Annotated in this window: 18 protein-coding genes; 11 read left to right on the plus strand and 7 right to left on the minus strand. The window is 69.1% G+C overall.

Going from position 1 to position 18665, the window contains the following annotated elements:
* Window positions 1-78: 78 nt before the first annotated feature.
* The 3 genes from QRN07_RS06670 to QRN07_RS06680 all read right to left on the minus strand — a co-directional run bounded on the left by QRN07_RS06670 (window position 79) and on the right by QRN07_RS06680 (window position 4608).
* Window positions 79-1755, minus strand: a complete 1677-nt coding sequence (locus QRN07_RS06670; protein WP_285240663.1) for a formate--tetrahydrofolate ligase — start codon at window positions 1753-1755, stop codon at window positions 79-81.
* A 54-nt stretch (window positions 1756-1809) separates the two neighbouring features.
* Window positions 1810-3075, minus strand: coding sequence for a D-inositol-3-phosphate glycosyltransferase (mshA, locus tag QRN07_RS06675; RefSeq protein ID WP_050685758.1), 1266 nt, complete (start codon window positions 3073-3075; stop codon window positions 1810-1812).
* Between the two features lie 75 nt (window positions 3076-3150).
* Window positions 3151-4608 (minus strand): family 4 glycosyl hydrolase, encoded by a 1458-nt coding sequence (locus QRN07_RS06680; RefSeq protein ID WP_285240664.1) that lies wholly within the window; start codon window positions 4606-4608, stop codon window positions 3151-3153.
* Window positions 4609-4678: 70 nt separating this feature from the next.
* Between QRN07_RS06680 and QRN07_RS06685 the strand changes: the two genes are divergently transcribed.
* From QRN07_RS06685 to tsaD, 6 genes are read left to right on the plus strand one after another with little or no spacing between them, the layout of a single operon-like run.
* On the plus strand, window positions 4679-5770 hold the full coding sequence (locus QRN07_RS06685) for a PfkB family carbohydrate kinase (protein WP_056597023.1): 1092 nt from the start codon (window positions 4679-4681) through the stop codon (window positions 5768-5770).
* Between the two features lie 56 nt (window positions 5771-5826).
* Entirely contained in the window at window positions 5827-7035 is a 1209-nt protein-coding gene (gene alr, locus QRN07_RS06690; protein WP_050685766.1) for an alanine racemase, read from the plus strand.
* Window positions 7032-7670, plus strand: a complete 639-nt coding sequence (gene tsaE, locus QRN07_RS06695) for a tRNA (adenosine(37)-N6)-threonylcarbamoyltransferase complex ATPase subunit type 1 TsaE (protein WP_285240665.1) — start codon at window positions 7032-7034, stop codon at window positions 7668-7670. Before alr ends, tsaE begins: the two co-directional genes overlap by 4 nt.
* Entirely contained in the window at window positions 7651-8322 is a 672-nt protein-coding gene (gene tsaB / locus QRN07_RS06700; protein ID WP_285240666.1) for a tRNA (adenosine(37)-N6)-threonylcarbamoyltransferase complex dimerization subunit type 1 TsaB, read from the plus strand. Before tsaE ends, tsaB begins: the two co-directional genes overlap by 20 nt.
* Window positions 8323-8366: 44 nt before the next feature.
* Window positions 8367-8825, plus strand: coding sequence for a ribosomal protein S18-alanine N-acetyltransferase (gene rimI / locus QRN07_RS06705; RefSeq protein ID WP_285240785.1), 459 nt, complete (start codon window positions 8367-8369; stop codon window positions 8823-8825).
* The gene (tsaD, locus tag QRN07_RS06710) at window positions 8822-9913 is read left to right on the plus strand and encodes a tRNA (adenosine(37)-N6)-threonylcarbamoyltransferase complex transferase subunit TsaD (protein WP_285240667.1); all 1092 of its coding nucleotides are present in this window, start codon (window positions 8822-8824) and stop codon (window positions 9911-9913) included. Before rimI ends, tsaD begins: the two co-directional genes overlap by 4 nt.
* A gap of 56 nt (window positions 9914-9969) precedes the next feature.
* Here the strand turns inward: tsaD and QRN07_RS06715 are convergent, their stop codons facing one another.
* The gene (locus QRN07_RS06715; protein WP_285240668.1) at window positions 9970-11121 is read right to left on the minus strand and encodes a glutamate--cysteine ligase; all 1152 of its coding nucleotides are present in this window, start codon (window positions 11119-11121) and stop codon (window positions 9970-9972) included.
* A gap of 377 nt (window positions 11122-11498) precedes the next feature.
* On the opposite strand from QRN07_RS06715, the gene QRN07_RS06720 reads away from it, so the two are divergent.
* On the plus strand, window positions 11499-12935 hold the full coding sequence (locus tag QRN07_RS06720; protein ID WP_285240786.1) for a glycoside hydrolase family 3 N-terminal domain-containing protein: 1437 nt from the start codon (window positions 11499-11501) through the stop codon (window positions 12933-12935).
* Window positions 12936-12970: 35 nt separating this feature from the next.
* On the plus strand, window positions 12971-13789 hold the full coding sequence (locus tag QRN07_RS06725; RefSeq protein ID WP_268760262.1) for a shikimate 5-dehydrogenase: 819 nt from the start codon (window positions 12971-12973) through the stop codon (window positions 13787-13789).
* 18 nt (window positions 13790-13807) lie between these two features.
* On the opposite strand, the gene QRN07_RS06730 is transcribed toward QRN07_RS06725, so the two are convergent.
* Together QRN07_RS06730 and QRN07_RS06735 are read right to left on the minus strand one after the other, a co-directional pair.
* Window positions 13808-15040 carry a class I SAM-dependent methyltransferase gene (locus QRN07_RS06730; RefSeq protein ID WP_285240669.1) on the minus strand — a complete coding sequence of 411 codons (1233 nt, stop codon included), beginning with the start codon at window positions 15038-15040 and terminating at the stop codon, window positions 13808-13810.
* A 10-nt stretch (window positions 15041-15050) separates the two neighbouring features.
* Entirely contained in the window at window positions 15051-15887 is an 837-nt protein-coding gene (locus QRN07_RS06735; protein ID WP_056597031.1) for a helix-turn-helix transcriptional regulator, read from the minus strand.
* A 104-nt stretch (window positions 15888-15991) separates the two neighbouring features.
* On the opposite strand from QRN07_RS06735, the gene QRN07_RS06740 reads away from it, so the two are divergent.
* Both QRN07_RS06740 and QRN07_RS06745 read left to right on the plus strand, forming a co-directional pair.
* Window positions 15992-16813 carry a phytanoyl-CoA dioxygenase family protein gene (locus tag QRN07_RS06740; RefSeq protein WP_285240670.1) on the plus strand — a complete coding sequence of 274 codons (822 nt, stop codon included), beginning with the start codon at window positions 15992-15994 and terminating at the stop codon, window positions 16811-16813.
* Between the two features lie 27 nt (window positions 16814-16840).
* Window positions 16841-17218, plus strand: a complete 378-nt coding sequence (locus QRN07_RS06745; protein WP_157370894.1) for a glycosyltransferase 87 family protein — start codon at window positions 16841-16843, stop codon at window positions 17216-17218.
* Here the strand turns inward: QRN07_RS06745 and QRN07_RS06750 are convergent.
* Complete coding sequence (locus tag QRN07_RS06750) at window positions 17143-18075, minus strand: DMT family transporter (RefSeq protein WP_285240671.1); 933 nt, start codon at window positions 18073-18075, stop codon at window positions 17143-17145. The two genes, QRN07_RS06745 and QRN07_RS06750, sit on opposite strands and share 76 nt — an antisense overlap.
* 224 nt (window positions 18076-18299) lie before the next feature.
* Here QRN07_RS06750 and groES point away from each other — a divergent pair, with 224 nt between their 5' ends.
* Window positions 18300-18593, plus strand: coding sequence for a co-chaperone GroES (gene groES, locus QRN07_RS06755; RefSeq protein ID WP_003805290.1), 294 nt, complete (start codon window positions 18300-18302; stop codon window positions 18591-18593).
* Window positions 18594-18665: the final 72 nt, after the last annotated feature.

Below are 18665 nucleotides of genomic sequence, written 5' to 3' on the forward strand. Positions count from 1 at the left end.
AGTTGTGGTCCCTAAAGTCCCCTTTTGGGGACCCTAAGTGATAGCGCAACGGGGAGGGGAGGGGAGGGGCCGACGGTTTTAGGCGAGCCCCACCGGGTTTCCGGCGTCGTCCACGTCCATCCGCAGCGCTGCCGGTTCCGGCGGGAGGCCCGGCATGGTCATCACCGCGCCGGTCAGGGCCACGATGAAACCCGCACCGGTCTTGGGCAGCAGGTCGCGCACGTGGATGGTGAAGCCTTTGGGGGCACCCAGCCGGGTGGCGTCGTCGGTAAATGAATACTGGGTCTTGGCCATGCAGATTGGCAGGTTGCCCCACCCGTTCCGCTCGATGTCGGCGAGCCGCTTCAGGGCCGGCACCGAGAAGTCCACGCCGTCCGCCCCGTAGATCTCCTGCGCGATGGTCCGGATCTTCTCCTCCACAGGCATGTCCAGGGGGTACAGGTGCCGGAAGCTGGTGGGTTCCGTCAGGGCCTGTGCCACCAGGGCCGCCAGTTCATCGCCCCCGGCGCCGCCGCCGCCGTGTCCCCAAACGTCCGCGACGGCGGCCGGAACGCCTTCAGCGGCGCACCAGGCCAGGAGCCAGTCCAGTTCCTCCTGCGTGTCCGAGGAGAACCGGTTGATGGCGACCACCGGCGGGACGCCGAATTTTTCCACGTTCCGTACGTGCCGGCGGAGGTTGGCCACGCCGGCTTCCAGCGCCGCCAGGTCAGGGCGGGTCAGCTGGTCCCTGGCTACGCCGCCCTGCATCTTCAGGGCCCGGACCGTCGCCACAACCACCACCGCGGACGGCGCAACCCCGCCCGTGCGGGCCTTGATGTCCATGTATTTCTCGGCCCCCAGGTCGGCGCCGAACCCCGCCTCGGTAACCACAATGTCCGCCAGCCGCCGGGCCGTCTGGGTGGCGATCAGGGAATTGCAGCCATGCGCGATGTTGGCAAACGGGCCCCCGTGGACCAGCGCGGGCGTGCCGGCGATGGTCTGCACCAGGTTGGGCCGGATCGCGTCCTTGAGGAGCAGTGTCAGGACGCCCTGCACCTTAAGGTCGGCCACCGTGACGGGCCTGCGCGCGTAGGTGTAGCCGAACGTGATGCGGCCCAGGCGGTCCCGGAGGTCGGCCAGGTCCGTGGCCAGGCAGAACACAGCCATGACCTCGGAGGCCACGGTAATGTCGAAACCGTCCTGCCGCGGGACGCCCTGGGCGGGTCCACCCAGCCCGATGACCACCTCCCGCAACGCCCTGTCATTCATGTCCAGGACGCGCTTGAACGTCATCCGCCGCGGGTCGATGTCCAGTTCGTTGCCCTGGTAGATGTGGTTGTCCACCAGGGCCATCAGGGCATTGTTGGCGCTGGTCACAGCGTGGAAGTCACCGGTGAAATGCAGGTTGATCTCGTCCATGGGCAGCACCTGCGAATAGCCGCCGCCCGTTGCCCCGCCCTTCATGCCCAGGATGGGCCCGAGCGACGGTTCCCGCAACGCAATCATCACCTTGTGCCCGGCCCGGGCCAGCGAGTCCGCCAGCCCCACCGTGGTGGTGGACTTGCCCTCGCCGGCAGGGGTGGGGGACATGGCCGACACCAGGACCACCTTCCCCGCAGGCCCGGGTGCGTCCAGCAGCGCCGGGTCGATCTTGGCCTTGTATCGTCCGTAGGGCTCCAGCGCCGCACCGTTGATGCCAGCGGCTTCGGCAATCTCGGTGATGGGCCGGATGGCGGCGGCACGGGCTATCTGCAGATCAGTCGGGAAATCAGACACCGTTGTCCTTTCCTTGGGTTGGCGCCACCGCAGTGGCGTTGACGACGGCGGCCGTCAGGAAGCGGGGATGGCGCGGACCAGGCGGGGCGCGGCTGAGTCGTCGGCAGCGGCGTGGTAACTGTCCAGGGTGACCGCCGCCGTGCGCTGCCAGCCGGAACTCTGCGCGCGGATGGCGGCGGCCCGGCCCATGTCAGCCCGGGTGGCCGGATCGTCGTAGAGCGCTTCGAGCGCATCGGCCCAGTCAGCGGCATGATGCCCGTCCACCAGCAGGCCCGTCCGGCCGTGGAAGATGGCACGCGAGAGGCCGCCCACCCGGGTGGCCACCACGGGAGTGCCGCAGGCCTGGGCCTCCAGCGCCACCAGCCCGAAGGATTCGCTGAAGGACGGCATGGCCACCACGTCAGCCGCCCGGAACCAGCCCGCCAGCTCCGGTGCCTTGACCGGCGGAAGCTGCGTGACGACGTCGTCCATTCCTGCCTCGGCAACCAGCCGCCGGAGGTTGAATTCCTTGTTTCCGCTCAGCGAGCCGAGGATGGTGAGCCGGAGGTCGATGTCCGGCCGGCGCTGGCGCAGCAGCGCGGCGGACTTCACCAGGACCTGGGGGCCTTTGAGGCGCTGGATGCGGCCGGCGAAAACCAGGTGGAACGTGTCCGGGCTGATGCCCCGTTCGGCGCGCGACCGGGTGCGGAACGCCGGCGTGAACGTGTTGAGGTCAACGCCCGGGGGAGCGACGTCGATCCGCTCGAAGCTGGCGCCGTAATGGGAGACGAGCTCGCCGGCCTCGGCGCTGGTGTTGGCGATCAGCCTGGCCGCGCCATCCACAATGCGCTGCTCGCCCACTTCGCGCCGCCGCGGTTCGGGCTGTTCACCGGATTCCAGGAGCAGGTTTTTGACCTTGGCCATGGTGTGCATGGTGTGGACCAAGGGCACGTCCCATTGCCGGGACAGTTCCAGGCCGGCCAGTCCGGAGACCCAGTAGTGCGAGTGGATCACGTCGTAGCGCCCGTGCGGCTGGCGGCGGCGGATCTGCTCGATCTCCGCCACCATGGCGTTCACCAGGCCCGGAAGTTCCTCTTTCGGAACCTTCCGCGGCGGCCCGGCCATTACGTTGTGGACGCAGACGCCGGGATCCGGATGTTCAACGGCCGGCTGGTTGGCGGCGGTGGCGCGGGTGAAGATCTCCACCTCGATCCCGGCTTCGGCCAGGGCTTCGGCCAGTTCGCGGACGTACACGTTCATTCCGCCGGCGTCGCCGGAGCCTGGCTGTTCCATCGGCGAGGTATGGAGGGAGAGCAAAGCAACCCTGCGGATCAGTGCCACGGGATCTCCTTCCGGCCGCCGGCGCGAGTGCCGGGCGAGGCTGCAGTGCGCATTCGGTAAAACACTACTCCCAACTTAACGCCCGCTGCCCCGCCACATCTTCCCGAGGTCGGGGAAGGCCTGCTCGTACCCGGCCAGGAGCCTGGCCGCGAGGTCGGCGGAGGCCACCAGCGGATGATGCGCGAACGCGGCGAGGGCGGCTTCCCGGTTCCCGTCCGTCGCGGCCCGGACCGTGAACCGCTCCACGTCCTTGACCTCCCGGAGCAGCTTCAGGCGTGGTTCCGGTGGCGCCGCCTGGGGCAGCGGCACCGCACCTTGGGCGCTGACCGTGCAGGGGAGTTCGACGACGGCGTCCGCGGGCAAACCGGGAATGGCGGCTTCCGCGGGGGCCGGGTCAGCGGGGGCGGGGGTGGCCGGGTGGCCCAGCTGGTCGGGTTGGCCCACCCGGGACCGGGCTGTGCCGGACGCGGGCGGCACCGTGTTGACGGTGTTCAGGATCAGCTGGGTGTCGCCACCGCCGGTCAGAGCGCGCATGGCGGCCAGCGCCACTTGCTCGTAGCCGCCACCGGCCAGGCCTTCTTCGTCCCGGCGCTCGCCGTCCGACCGGGCCTCAGCCAGGTAGCCTTCCTCCCGGGCGAGCCGGGCAGCCTCCCAGAGGCGGAACGCATCCGGCCCGGCGACAGCCAGTTGCGGGTACAGGTCCTGCTGCTGCCGGTGGATGTCCTCGCCCCGGGTCCGCGCCCTTGCGGCGATGGCCAGGCGGGCGGCGTCGTGCCGGTAGTAGTAGTACAGGTACTCGTTGGGAATGGCACCCAGGCCGGCCAGGAACGCCTGCGGGAACAGCCGGCCTTCCTCGAAGCTTTGCAATGCTTCCCGGTCCTCGAGCAGGGTCGGGAGGACATCCGTTCCGCCGGGTGCCAGCCGGTACAGCCAGCCCAGATGGTTCAGCCCGTGGTAGCCCACCCCGGCCAGGCTTCCAGCCGCCAGTGGTGTACCCGCAGCCCGTGCCGCCCGCAGCACCAGGCCGCCGGCCGAGTCGCAGATCCCGATGACCTTGTGGCCCAGCACCGGGCGCAGGGCTTCCGTGACCATGCCGGCCGGGTTGGTGAAGTTGATCAGCCACGCGGCCGGGCAGCGCTGCTTCATCAGCGCCGCCAGCTCCAGCATCCGCGGGATGGTGCGCAGGGCGTACGAGATGCCGCCGGCGCCTGTGGTTTCCTGACCCAGCAGGCCCAGGCCTGCCGCCACCTTCTCGTCAAGGACCCTGCCGCTGGTCCCGCCCGGGCGGATGGCCGCGAAGACCATGTCCACACCATCCAGTGCCTCGGGCAGGCTGGTGCTGCAGCGGACGGCCAGCCGGGCACCCGGTCCGGGCGGCATACCGGCCAGCACTGCGGCGACGGCGTCGAGGCGGTGCGGATCGACGTCGTACAACACCAGGCTCGAGACCAGGCCGCCGTAGCCGCCGGACGTCAAGGCCCGGTAGATGAGGGGGACGCGGAAACCCCCGCCGCCCACAATGAGTAGCCGCATGGGTCCGAGTCTAGGCCTGCCGCCCGCGCGCCCCTATCGGTGGGAAGCGGCGTGGCGTATCGTGCCGGACATGGACGCGATCCCGGCACGCCTTTTCGACCCCCTGGGCGCCGTCCGCGCGCGGACCGGACCGGGGTTCGACCTGCTGCTCGCCGGCACAGTTTTCCAGGACATCATTTTCACCGGACTGCCCAGCGAACCCGAAGCGGGCACCGAAATCTGGAGCGAAGGGATGGGCAGCTGCCCGGGCGGCGTGGCCAACCAGGCCATCGCAGCGGCCCGGCTGGGGCTCCGGACCGGGCTGGCGGCAGCGTTCGGCGACGACGGCTACGGCGACTTCAACTGGAAGATCCTCGCGGACCAGGAACAGGTGGACCTCAGCTTGTCCAGGCGGGTAAAGGGCTGGCACTCGCCGGTGACGGTATCCCTCTGCGTGCAGAAGGACCGTTCCCTGGTGACCCACGGGCATCCGGCACCGGTGACTTCCTCGGAGTTGATCGGGGACCCGCCGCCGGCGCTCGCGGGCATCGCCGAGGTGGGCGTTGAGGTGGAACCGTGGGCCGTGGCCGCGCACCAGGCAGGCGTGAAGCTGTTCGGTGACACCGGCTGGGACCCCAGCGGTGAATGGGCGCCAATCCGGCTGGAGAACCTGAAGTACTTCCACGGGTTCCTGCCCAACCAGCGCGAGGCCATGGCCCTGACCGGGAAGGACAACCCGTGGTCCGCCCTCTATGCGCTGGCCGACCGGGTGCCCGTCGCCGTTGTGACCCTCGGCCAGCAGGGAGCCATGGCGGTGGACTCCGAAACGGGGGAGGAGGAGTGGGTGCCCTCGCTGCCCGTCAAGGCACTGGACCCCACCGGCGCCGGCGACTGCTTCGATGCTGCGTTTATTGTGGGCAGCCTGGCGGGGTGGCCGTTGGGCAACCGGCTCCGGTTCGCCAACCTGTGCGCAGCCCTGTCGGTCCAGGAAGTGGGCGGCTCGCTGGCCGCGCCGGGCTGGGGCGACATTGCCGACTGGTGGAAACGCGCCAACGCCCGGCCGGAACGGCAGACCAGCCAGTGGCTGCGGCGCTTCGGTTTCCTGTCCGAGATCATCCAGGACGTCCCGCCCACGGCCCAGCGCCGGGCCTCAGCCACCATTGCGCACCTCTCGGACGCCTGAACCCGCGGCAGGGCGGCGATTATCCGGCCGGTAGCGCCAGCACTAGAATCACTAGGGTGACTTACCCCGCAGCACCCGGCCCCACCAGCACTGACCCCGGACAGGATCCCCGCAACGAGAGGTCAGCCGTCATTGACCTGGCCGCCGTCCGGCACAACGTCCGCCGGCTTGCCGCGGCAGCCTCGCCGGCCAAAGTGATGGCCGTGGTCAAAGCCGATGCCTACGGCCATGGCGCCGTCCCCGTGGCCCGGGCCGCACTCGAGGCCGGCGCCGCCTGGTTGGGGGTTGCCCATATCTCCGAGGCACTGTCCCTCCGCGCGGCGGGTATCGACGCCCCGCTCCTGGCCTGGCTGCACACCACGGAAAGCAACTTCGGCGCGGCCGTTGCCGCCGGCGTCGACATCGGCTGCTCGGGCTGGGAACTGGACCGCATCGTCGCTGCCGCCCGCGAGCAGGAACGCCCCGCCCGGATCCACCTGAAAGTGGACACCGGCCTGGGCCGGAACGGCGCCACCACCGGCACCTGGGACACGCTGGTGGGCGAAGCCATGGAATACCAGGACCAGGGCCTGCTCCGCGTGGTGGGCATCTTTTCGCACCTCGCGGTGGCGGACGAGCCGGACCGGCCAGAGACGGACCAGCAGCTGGCCCTGTTCAAGGAAGTACTGGCCGTGGCGGAGGACGCCGGGGTGGATCCCGAGGTGCGCCACCTGGCCAACACCCCCGCCACGCTGTCCCGGCCCGACACCCATTTCGACCTGGTCCGGGTGGGCCTGGGCATTTACGGCCTGTCCCCGTTCGAGGACCTCACTGCCGCGGAACTCGGCCTGCGCCCGGCCATGACGCTGCGCACCGTGGTGTCGCAGTGCAAGCAGGTTCCGGCCGGGCAGGGCGTGTCCTACGGCCTGAACTACCGCACTGCCGCCGACACAACGCTGGGCCTCATCCCGCTCGGCTATGCCGATGGTGTGCCGCGCGTGGCAACGGGCGGCCCGGTCCGGATTGCCGGCACCACCTACCCCGTGGTGGGGCGGATCGCCATGGACCAGATGGTCATCGACCTGGGTGGGGCCTCCGGGGCGGAGGCCGGCCTGTCCGGAGCCGAGGCGGTCCTGTTCGGCGACGGGGCCGACGGCGGTCCCACAGCTGACGACTGGGCCCGCGCCGCCGGGACCATCAACTACGAGATTGTCACCAGGATCAGCCCGCGCGTCCCGCGCCGTTTTATTAATGAGCCCGATGATGGTGCGGAGGGCGCCGCGTGAGCGGGTCCGGCCAGCCCGCCTGGGAGCTCACGGTCCAGGCGACGACGGCGGAGCTGACCCATGCGCTCGCGGCCAGGCTGGCGGTGGTCCTCGACGCCGGGGACCTGCTGGTGCTCTCCGGCGAGCTGGGTGCCGGCAAAACCACGTTCACGCAGGGCCTGGCCGAGGGGCTGGGGGTCCGGGCCGGCGTCATTTCGCCCACCTTTGTGCTGGTCCGCATCCATCCCAACCTCGCCGACGGTCCCCGGCCCGGCGGACCGGACCTGGTCCACGTGGATGCTTACCGGCTCGGGTCGGCCGCGGAGATTGATGATATCGACCTGGAGAACACGCTGGATTCCGCCGTCACCGTGGTGGAGTGGGGCCGTGACCGGGTGGAGCACCTGAGCAACAGCCGGCTCGAGATCGACCTGCACCGGGCCATCGGCCTGGCCGGCGCTGCCACCGCTGGAGCGGCCGCCGGTTTACCGGCCCAGGAGACCCCAACGGAGCAGGGCGCCGGCTTCCTGGACTTTGATACCGACGAAACAGACGAACCCCGCACCATTGTGCTGCGGGGGTACGGTCCGCGCTGGCCAGCTGCCCCGGACCTTGCCCTTCCCGAAGGAGATCCGCATGCTGATCCTCGCTATTGACACCTCCGCCGTGGCCAGCGCCGCCCTGGTGTCGGATGACGCGCTCGAGGGCATGGTGGCCGGTTTCGCCACCGAGGATACCCGCAGCCACGCCGAAGTGCTGGCCCCGGGCATCCAGGACATGCTGGCCACTGCCGGTGTTGCGGGAACGGACATCGATGCCCTGGTGGTGGGTGTGGGCCCCGGGCCGTTCACGGGCCTGCGCTCCGGCATCGCCACGGCCCGCACCCTGGCCTACGTCTGGGGCAAGCCGCTGCACGGACTCATGAGCCTGGACGCGGTGGCCCTGGAAGTGGCGGAGTCCACCGCAGCCGTTCCGGAATTCCTGGTGGCCACCGACGCCCTGCGTAAAGAGGTGTACTGGGCCCGGTACACCCTGGCGCCCGGGCAGCTGCCCGAACTGGTGGACGGTCCGCACGTCGGTTTCGCTGCTGACCTTCCGGACCTGCCGGCCTTTGGCGCAGGCGCCGGGCTGTACGCCGATGTGCTCCGCGCTGACCCGGCCTTCGTCCGGGAGCAGCCCGATGCCCTGTACCTGGGCCAGTTTGCGCTGGCCCGGCTCGCGTCCGGCGGAACCCTGCCTGACTCCACCCCCCTGTACCTGCGCGAATCCGACGCACAGGTACCCGGACCCCGCAAGCGTGCCCTGTGACCGCCGACGGACCCGCCCGCCTCGAGGGCATCACCCTCCGGCCCATGACCCTTGACGACGTCGCCGCCGTCAACGCGCTGGAGCAGCGGCTTTTCCCGGTGGACGCCTGGCCGCTGCACATGTTCCTTTCCGAACTGTCCCAGCCGGACACCCGGCACTACCTGGTGGCGGAGGACACTGCCGGGATCGTGGGCTACGCCGGCCTGATGTGCATTGAGCCCATCGCGGACGTCCAGACCATCGCCGTCGTGCCCGAACAGGAAGGCCGCGGCATCGGCAGTACCCTCCTGACCCTCCTGATCGACGAAGCCCGGGCGCGGCGGGCAGCCGACGTGCTCCTGGAGGTCAGGGCGGACAATCCCCGGGCGCAGGCACTGTACGTCCGTTTCGGCTTCGAACAGATCCATATCCGACAGCGCTATTACCGCGACGGCGTCGACGCCCTCATCATGAGGCTGCAGCTCGACGGCGGCAGCGGAACCACGGAAGCAGGCCAGTTATGAACCGGACACAGCCACTGGTGCTGGGGATCGAATCCTCCTGCGACGAAACGGGGGTTGGCATCGTGCGGGGGACCACCCTGCTGACCAACACCGTCTCCTCGTCCATGGACGAGCACGTCCGGTTCGGCGGTGTTATTCCCGAAATTGCGTCCCGGGCGCACCTGGACGCCTTCATCCCCACCCTGGACGCGGCATTGTCCGACGCCGGTGTGCGGCTGGACGAGGTGGATGCCATCGCCGTCACCGCCGGGCCTGGGCTGGCAGGTGCCCTGATGGTGGGCGTGTGCGCCGCGAAGGCCCTGGCCGTTGCCACCGGCAAGCCCCTCTACGCGATCAACCACCTGGTGGCACACGTGGGGGTGGGGCTCCTGGCGCCGGACGGCGACGGGCGCGCCCCGGAACTGCCGGCCAACCTTGGCGCGCTGCTGGTTTCCGGCGGACATACCGAAATCCTGAAGATCAACAACATCACCGATGACGTGGTCCTCCTGGGCTCCACCATCGACGACGCCGCCGGAGAAGCGTACGACAAAGTGGCCCGCATCCTGGGGCTGGGGTACCCGGGCGGGCCGGCGATCGACGCCGTGGCCCGGACCGGCAACCGTGCCGCCATCAGGTTTCCCCGTGGCCTGAGCCAGCCTAAATACATGGGAACCGCCGAAGAGCCCGGCAAGCACCGCTACGACTGGTCCTTCAGCGGGCTTAAGACAGCAGTGGCCCGCTGCGTGGAGCAGTTCGAGGCTCGCGGCGAGGAGGTGCCGGTGGCGGACATCGCCGCAGCCTTCCAGGAGGCGGTGGTGGACGTGGTGTCCGCCAAGGCGGTCCTGGCCTGCCGGGAGCACGGGATCAAGGACGTGCTGCTGGGCGGCGGCGTCGCTGCCAACTCCCGGCTTCGCGAACTGACGGGCCAGCGCTGCACGTCCGCCGGGATCCGGCTGCACGTGCCGCCGCTGGGGCTGTGCACCGACAACGGGGCCATGGTGGCTGCCCTGGGAGCGCAGCTGGTGATGGCCGGCAAGGAGCCCAGCGGGATCGCCTTCGCCCCGGACTCCTCCCTCCCGGTCACAGCGGTCTCACTCCCGGCCTGACCCCCCCGCCTGCAACGGGGACGGGGGAAAGCGGGGACGGGGCGGAGGTCGGGCGGTTAGGCCGTGGGGCCGTTCCGCATCTGCTTGACCAGGTCCAGCACCACGGCCTGGAGGTTCCCGCTGTTTTCTGCGGCGACCCGGCGCTGCCGCTGGTAGCCGGCGCCGCGGTTGATGATCTTTTCCACGTCGGCCAGTTCATCGGCGCAGCCCAGCTTGGCGGCCACCGGCTCCAACCGGTTCAGGGTCTCCAGCAGGTGGTCCGTGACCAGCTGCTCCTTGCCGGCGGCGTCCAGGATGATGATCGCCTCCATCCCGTACCGGGCCGCCCGCCATTTGTTCTCCTGGATGTGCCACGGCGGCATGGTGGGGATGGTGCCGCCGTTGTCCAGGGTGGTGGAGAACTCGTCCACCAGGCACTGGGTGAGGGCAGCGATGGCGCCCACTTCCTCGAGTGTGGCCAGGCCGTCGCAGATCCGCATCTCGATGGTGCCCAGGTTGGGGACCGGCCGGATGTCCCAGCGGATCTCGGACAGGGTGTCGATCACCCCGGTGGTGAACATGTCCTGCACATAGGACTCGTAGTCGGCCCAGGAGGAGAACTGGAACGGCAGGCCGGCGGTGGGAAGCTGCTGGAACATCAACGCCCGGTGCGAGGCATACCCGGTGTCCTCGCCGCCCCAGAAGGGGCTGGACGCGGACAACGCCTGGAAATGCGGGAAGTAGTTGACCAGGCCATCAAGCACCGGCAGCGCCTTTTCCCGGCGGTCCAGTCCCACGTGGACGTGGACACCGTAGATGACCATCTGCCGGCCCCACCACTGGGTCCTGTCGATCAGCTTCGCGTACCGGGCCTTGTCCGTGACAGGCTGCAGCTGGGGCGGGCTGAACGGGTGGCTGCCGGCGCAGAACAGCTCCACACCCATGGGGTCCGTGATTTCGCGCACAGCAGCGAGGGACCGGCTGAGGTCCTCCTTGGCTTCGGCAGCGGTTTCACAGATGCCGGTGACCAGCTCCACGGTGTTCAGCAGCAGTTCCTGCTTGATGTGTGGGTGTTCATCGTCTTCGTTGAGCTCAGGGTGGCGCGCGGCCACACCACGGAGCACCTGGTTGGCCACGGAGGCCAGCTCGCCCGTTTCACCGTCCACCAGGGCCAGTTCCCATTCCACACCAAGGGTTGATTGCCTCGATTGTGCGAAGTCGATCTGCACGCGTTTCCTTACTGTCCGGTTTGCCGCTGGCTCGCGCCGCTGACAGGCAATGGCTGGCAGGCGAACGGGTGGTCCAAGTCTAGTGCAGGGGTAGCATCGTACTGATGGTTATGTTCCAGCGCCTGCCTCAACGACTCTCCAAAACCCTCCCCTTCCTCGCGGCGGCAGCGGCCCTTGCCCTCACCTCGTGCACCGCCACGCCGCCGCCTGCGACGCCGTCGGAATCCCCGTCCGGTTCCACAGCTGCGGCCGCCCCGTTGCCAAGTACGACGCCGGTCCCCACCACCGCGTCCCCGGCACCTGATCCCGGTTCCCGGGCCTTGGGGTGGGGCCCCGAGCAGCGCGACCAGGACGCCGCCGCGGCAGCGGTGGCCGCCATGGACACCGGCCAGAAGGCCGGCCAGGTGCTGCTGCCGTTCTTTAAGGGCACCGACGCTGCCGCGCACGCCGCCGTTATTGAACGTCTGCACCTCTCCGGGGCCATCATCATGGGTGACAACGTGCCCAAGGGGCCGCAGGGGCAGGTTGATCCCGCCGCGATGACCGCCGCCAACCAACAGCTCGCCACCGCGACCAGGGCGGATGGGGATCCATGGCCGGGCCTGATCGGTGTGGACCAGGAAGGCGGAGTGGTGGCGCGGCTGGGCCTGCCCCTGACGGAATGGCCTGCGCCGATGAGTTTCGGGGCCGCCGGCAGCGAACCGCTGGCCCGCGAAGCCGGCGGCGGGCTGGCCGCTGAACTGGCACCGCTCGGGTTCACCGTTGACTTCGCGCCGGACACCGACGTGACCATCGGGCCCAAGGACCCCACCATCGGTGCCCGGTCCATGTCCTCGGATCCGGACGCTGCCGCTGCCCTGGGGGCGGCGTTCTCCCACGGCATGCTGGGCGCGGGGATCCTGCCCGTTGCCAAACATTTCCCGGGCCACGGCTCCGTGACAGCCGATTCGCACCTCAGCCTGCCCGTGCAGCCCGCCACCGTTGAGGAACTCCGCGGCCGGGACTGGAAACCGTTCCAGGCGGCCGTAGCCGGCGGAGCGCCGATGATCATGACCGGGCACATTGCGGTTCCAGCGCTGGAACCCGGCGTTCCGGCGTCGCTCTCGGCCCCCACGTACCAGGCGCTGCGCGGCCTGGGCTTCAATGGCGTGGCCGTCACGGACGCCCTGAACATGGAAGCGGTGAACAAGCAGTACCCGTCCGGCGCCGCTGCCGTTAAGGCCCTGGCCGCAGGCGCCGACCTGCTGCTGATGCCGGCCGACGTGGATCAGGCCCATGCCGCCATTGTCCGGGCCGTCGCATCCGGCGAGCTCTCCGCGCAGCGGCTGGACGAGGCTGCAACGCGGGTGGCCACCATGATGACGTGGCGGGGCCGGACCGGAGCCTCGCAAGGCGCTGCGCCCGGCAGCGGTGCGGCACTCTCCGCCAAGGTCTCGGCGGCCGCGGTGACGGTCCTGTCCGGGCCCTGCACCGGGCCGCTGGTGCCGGGTGCCGTCCAGGTGACCGGCGGCGGTCCCGGCGACCGGGAACGTTTTGCGGCCGCCGCCGCCCGCGCCGGGCTCGCGGTGGGCTCCGGGCCGGTGGTGAACCTGATCGGCTATGGCGGCCGCCCGGCCGGTGGGGACATTGCCGTGGCCCTGGACGCACCCTGGCCGCTGCAGGAATCCGCCGCACCCGTGAAACTGGCCGTCTACGGCCGATCCGACGGCGCTTTCGACGCGCTGGCAGCAGTGCTGGCCGGAAAGGCGACCGCGCCCGGGAAGCTCCCGGCCGCCGTCGGCAGCTTCCCGCTCGGAACGGGCTGCGCGCCCTGACCCCGGGAACGTGCGCGAAGGCGTTTTAATGAAGGGTGCCCATTCTGAATAAAGACATGACCCTCTGCATCTCGCTCTCCGCACGGCCCAGCAACAACGGGACGCGCTTCCACAACCACCTGTACGGGCAGTTGGGGCTGAACTGGATCTACAAGGCGTTTGCCCCCACCAACCTGGAGCAGGCCATCGCCGGCGTGCGCGGGCTGGGCATCCGGGGCTGCGCGGTGTCCATGCCGTTCAAGGAGGACGTGATGGCGCTGGTGGACGAGATGGACGATTCCGCCACGGCGATCGAATCCGTCAACACGATCGTGAACACGGATGGCCATCTCAAGGCCTACAACACCGACTACACCGCCATCGAGCAGCTGCTGGCCAGCAACGCCGTCCCCACGGACTGGTCTGTCCTGGTCCAGGGCGCCGGCGGCATGGCCAAAGCCACGGTGGCAGCCCTCCGGGACGCCGGCTTCACGGACGTTACGGTCATCGCCCGGAATGAAGCCACGGGCCGGGCGCTCGCCGGTCAGTACGGTTTCGCCTGGCGGCCGGAGCTCGACGCCGGTTCAGCGGACCTGATCATCAACGTCACGCCGCTGGGCATGGCAGGCGGCCCGGACGCGGACGCGCTGGCGTTCCCCGCCACGGCCATTGACGCCGCCCGGATGGTGTTCGACGTGGTGGCGCTGCCAGCCGAGACACCATTGATCAAGGCGGCACGGGCGGCCGGGAAACCTGTGATTACGGGGGCCGAGGTGGCCACCATCCAGGCGCTGGAACAATTTGTGCTCTACACCGGAACCCGGCCCACCGCTGAGCAGGTCCGGGCCGCTGAAGACTTCATGAGGGCGCAATAGTCCCTGCTGTGCTGGAGCTCAGACCGGCTCCACCACTACCGCCACCCGGTCCTCGCCGATGCGCGTCAGGACCAGGGTGGCGGTCTTCCCGCCGCCCTTTTTGGCGGAATGCGTCTTGCCGGCGGGCAGCAGCTGTTTGCGGAGTTCCTCGGGCGTTACGGCGGTGCCGCGCTTCTTGATGTCCAGCACGGTGATGCGTTCCTGCTTCACCCACGCTTTAAGCGTCTTGACGTTGTACGGCATCACCTGCCGGACTTTGTACGCCCGGGCGAAGGGCGTGTCCACCAGTGTGGGTGCGCAGATGTAAGCGATGTGCTCGTCCACCAGGTGCCCGCCCAGCTGAAGGGCGACGTCGGCCACCAGGCCTGCGCGGATCACCGCACCATCCGGTTCGTACAGGTAGCCCTCGACTGGGCCCACCGCAGGTACCGGACCCGCACCAAAGTCCTGGCCGCTGGTCAATTCCGCTGCACCGTGCGGGCTGAGCACCAGGGCGGCACGCCGGATGTCCGGGCGCCGGACCGCGTTGAACCAGAGCGCCACCTCGGTGACGTCGCCGCCCACCGACACCCACTGTGCCTCGCAGTCGGCAGGTACCGACTCGTGCGGCATGCCCGGCCCCATCTTCACGCCCACCGCGCGGCCGGACGCAGCCAGGGCTTCGACGAAAGACAGCGGCGGGGAGAAGGCTTCGGGATCCCAGATGCGTTTGGTGCCCGAGGTGGAGGTGACCCGGCGTGCGGGATCCAGCCAGACGCCGTCGACCCCGTCCAGCGGAACGGACGTGGCGTCGGCGTGGACCACCGTGGCGTTGGGGAAGGGGATGAGGTTCACGGTGGCGCAGGCAGCAGTGGTCTCGTCCATTTCCACTGCCGTGACGTTGATGTCCATGGAGGCAAGCGCCAGCGAGTCCGCGGCCAGGCCGCAGCCCAGGTCCGCGACATGGCTGATGCCGGCAGCAGCAAACCGCTGGGCGTGGCGGGCGGCAACACTCAGGCGGGTGGCCTGCTCAAGTCCCGCCTGGGTGAACAGCATCCGGGACGCGAACTCCCCGAACTTGGCTTCGGCCTTGGTGCGCAACCGGGACTGGGTGAGGACCGCAGAGACGAGGGCGGGGGAGTGGCCGGCCTTTCGGAGGGCGGCGTTAAGCGCAAAGGACTCCTCGTCCCGGTAGGGGCCCAGGGACGCAAGGAGCTCCCAGCCTTCGGCGGTGAGCAAGGGCGCGATCTGGTCCTGGGGTGCTGGGGGCATGCGTTCCAGCCTAGTTGAAATCCTGCGGCGGTCCCGAGGGGGCGCCGCTGCCCGGCCCCTGAATCCGGCCGGCGCGGAAGGCCGAAGGGGACAGCCCGGACCACGCCTTGAACCGCCGGGAAAAGTACAGCGGGTCGGCGTAGCCCACGGCCGCCGCCACGTCCGCCACGGCCATCGAGGTCAGGGCCAGCAGGTCCGCGGCTGTGGAGTGCCTGACCCGGGCTACGTAGGCCTGCGGGCTCAGCCCCACAGCGGCGATGAACAACCGGTGCAGCTGCGCCGGCGAGTAGGTGGCCACGGCACACAATTCGCTGAGCGGAAGCGGACGGTTCAGGTTCTCGGCGATCCAGCCGAAAAGGGCCTCCAGCCTCGGTTCCCCGGCGGACCGTTGCGCCTGCGGCGCGCACCGGTCGAGGAGGGTGCCAAGGAGCCCCAGGAGTTCGCCGCTGAGGGCCCGGGACTCCTGCGGTGCCGGGCTCTGCTGGGCGTGGGTAAGGACCGCCATGAACTTCCGGTACATGCCCTGGTCGTCGGTCAGGGCCAGTGGCACGCCCGCTGCAGTGAACTCCTCGTGGACCGCCGCGGCCGCGGAACCGGCAAAGTGCACCCACAGCCAGTGCCAGTCGCCTGTTCGCGGCGCCGCATAGGAATGCGGGACCGACGGCGGGAACATCAGGACCCTGCCGCGCCCTGCGGTGAAGGGTTCCCCGGCCAGGTCGCCGTGGATGGTGCCCTCGATGACCCAGACCAGCAGGTAGTCCCCGGGATCCGCGCGACGGACCGGCGGCATGGGGATGTTGCGGAAGGAACCGGAGGCGCGCCAGTGCAGCAGATCAGGAAAGGCCATAACTCAAGGATAAGAAAATCCATGCAGATGAGAGGCCTTGCCATGCCGGACCGCAGCGTGGGATTCGATGATGGAAGCCCACCCAATTGCAGAGGATGAGAAGAATGCACGTAGAAACACCCGCCTACCGGCTGACGCAGGACCAGGTCAACGCCTATCACCACACCGGATTTACGGTGGCCAGGGGACTGTTCAGCGCCGCCGAAGCGGCGGACTGCGCCAAGCACTTCGACGCGCTCGCAGAAACCGGCGAGCCCATCGAGGGGCATTGGGCGCCGCAGTCCGGCACGGATCCGCTGGCCCGCTACCCGAGGATGTTCCACCCGCACCTGTTTGACGCAGGCAGCAAACAACGGCTCCTCGATCCACGGGTGAAGTCGGTGCTCACCCAGCTGATGGCGGACGAGCCGATCGCCGTGCAGTCCATGTACTACTTCAAGCCGCCGGGTGCCCGCGGGCAGGCCTTTCACCAGGACAACTACTTCCTGAAGATCAAACCCCAGTCCTGCCTGGCGGCGTGGCTGGCCATCGACCCCTCCACGCCGGAGAACGGCGGACTGCAGCTGTGCCCCGGAACGCAGGACATGGAGGTGGTCTGCCCCGATTCGTCGGACCCGGCGGAAAGCTTCACCAAGGAGCGTGTGCAGCCGCCGGAGGGCCACGAGCCGGTCAAGCTTTCCCTGGCGCCCGGGGACGTGCTGCTGTTTAACGGCAGCGTGGTCCACGGCTCGGATGCCAACCGGACCAGCAGCCAGTGGCGCCGTTCCTTCATCTCCCACTACATGCCGGCCTCGGCCACCCACGTGGGCCGCTGGTACGCCCCGGCCATGATGGATTTTGACGGACGCCCCGTGGCCCGCGCCAGCAACGAGGACGGCGGCCCCTGCGGCTCGCTGCCCGGAGACCCGGAATCCGGCCTCCACTGATGCACCCATGCCGATAGTGTTGACGGCATGGCGGAAAATACAGAGGTCCCGGGGCCCGGAGCGAACCGGCCTGCGGCGGGACGGGTTGGATTTGCCCGCCCCGCCCTGATTGCCGCGGCGGTGGTGGCAGTAGTCTGCATCGCGCTGCTGGTCATCATCTTTTTCCTCGACACCTTCAACGCCACCGTGTACTCGGTGGGCGGCAACAACATCTCCGATGACACGCAGGAAGCCCGGGACATCCGGGGCCTCTATGCCGGCGCCCGGGCCGTCGGCATCATCCTGCTGGTGGTGTCCCTGCTGACCGCCGCGGCCGCCGGGTTCCTGCTTTACCGCCGGCGGAACCAGGGCAACCCGGAGGCCGACGCCGGCGAGGACGTGGGATTCGACGGGCTGACCGGCTGAGGGGCCCGGCCGGCGCCGGTCAGGAGGACGCCGGAGATCACCAGGACGCCGCCCAGGACCTGCGGGACCGTAATGGGCTGGCCCAGCAGCACCGTGATCACCGCTGTGAAGACCGCGATCAGGTTGAGGTAGTTTCCGGCGTTGGCCGCTGACGTCCGCTTCAGCGCCAGGTTCCACAGCAGGTAGGACCCCAGCGACGGGAACACGGCGATGTACGCCAGCGACCAGTTGCCCGATGCCGTGGCCGGGAGTCCGGCGCCGGCAGCCAGCGCCACCGGGGCGAGGACCAGCGCAGCCATTGCCACCTGCACCGCTGTGGCCGTGATGGCCGGCAGGGACAGCCGCCGGGCGATGATCGTATACAGGGCCCAGACGGTGATGGCCGCGACGATCAGGAGTTCACCCGCGCCGAGCGAGAAGGTCAGCAGCCGTTCCACATCTCCGCCTGAGAGGACCAGCAGCACCCCGGCCAGGCCCAGCCCGATGCCTGCCCACCCCAGCGGACGTGGCCGCTCCCGCAGCAGCACCACCGAGAGCACCACGATCAGCGCGGGGTTGGCGGCTGTCACAAGGGAAGCGTTGAGGGCTGAGGTGTGCTGCAGTGCGCTGTACAGCAGCAGCGTGTAGCCGCTCATGCCCAGCACGCTCAGGAGCAGCAGCACCCGCCAGTGGCGCAACACTGCCCTCCAGTCGGGCCGCTCGACGGCCTGCGCCAGGACCAGGAGCGGCACGGCGGCCAGGGCCCAGCGCCAAAACGTCAGCTGGAGCGGTTCCATGGTTTTCACGGCGGCCTGGCCCACCACGAAGTTGCCCGCCCAGAAGAGGTTCGCAAGAATCAGGTAGATGGCTGCCCGCACCGCTCAAATGTACAGCCACGCTGTCCGCCCATGACGAAATGCTGGCACTCACCTTGACCGAGTGCTAACCCTTACATAGAGTCTCTATTAGCACTCTCCCTAGGAGGGTGCTAACACATGAAGAGCTGCCAGCCAGGCTGCTGCCGGCACCGCGACGACGGTTTGCCAGCCAGGCGGGAGAGCTTTCCAGTCCACAAATTTGCTGACGTAAAGGAGAGGTCCGAGTGTCGGTCTCTATTAAGCCTCTTGAGGATCGTATTGTTGTCCGCCCGCTCGAAGCCGAGCAGACCACGGCTTCCGGCCTGGTCATCCCGGACTCCGCGCAGGAAAAGCCGCAGGAAGGCGAAGTTGTTGCAGTCGGCCCCGGCCGCTTCGAAGATGGCAACCGCGTTCCCGTTGACGTAGCCGTTGGCGACGTCGTTATCTACTCCAAGTACGGTGGAACCGAAGTCAAGACCGGCGGCACCGAGTACCTCGTGCTGTCCGCCCGCGACGTCCTGGCGATCGTCGTAAAGTAACCCTCCCGGATCCCCGCGCTGCTGGTCATGCTCTTAGCTGGTCAGCCGCGCGGGGTTTCTGTCTTGAAAGGA

It is taken from the genome of Pseudarthrobacter sp. MEB009 (genome assembly GCF_030208875.1).
Taxonomy (GTDB): Bacteria; Actinomycetota; Actinomycetes; order Actinomycetales; family Micrococcaceae; genus Arthrobacter.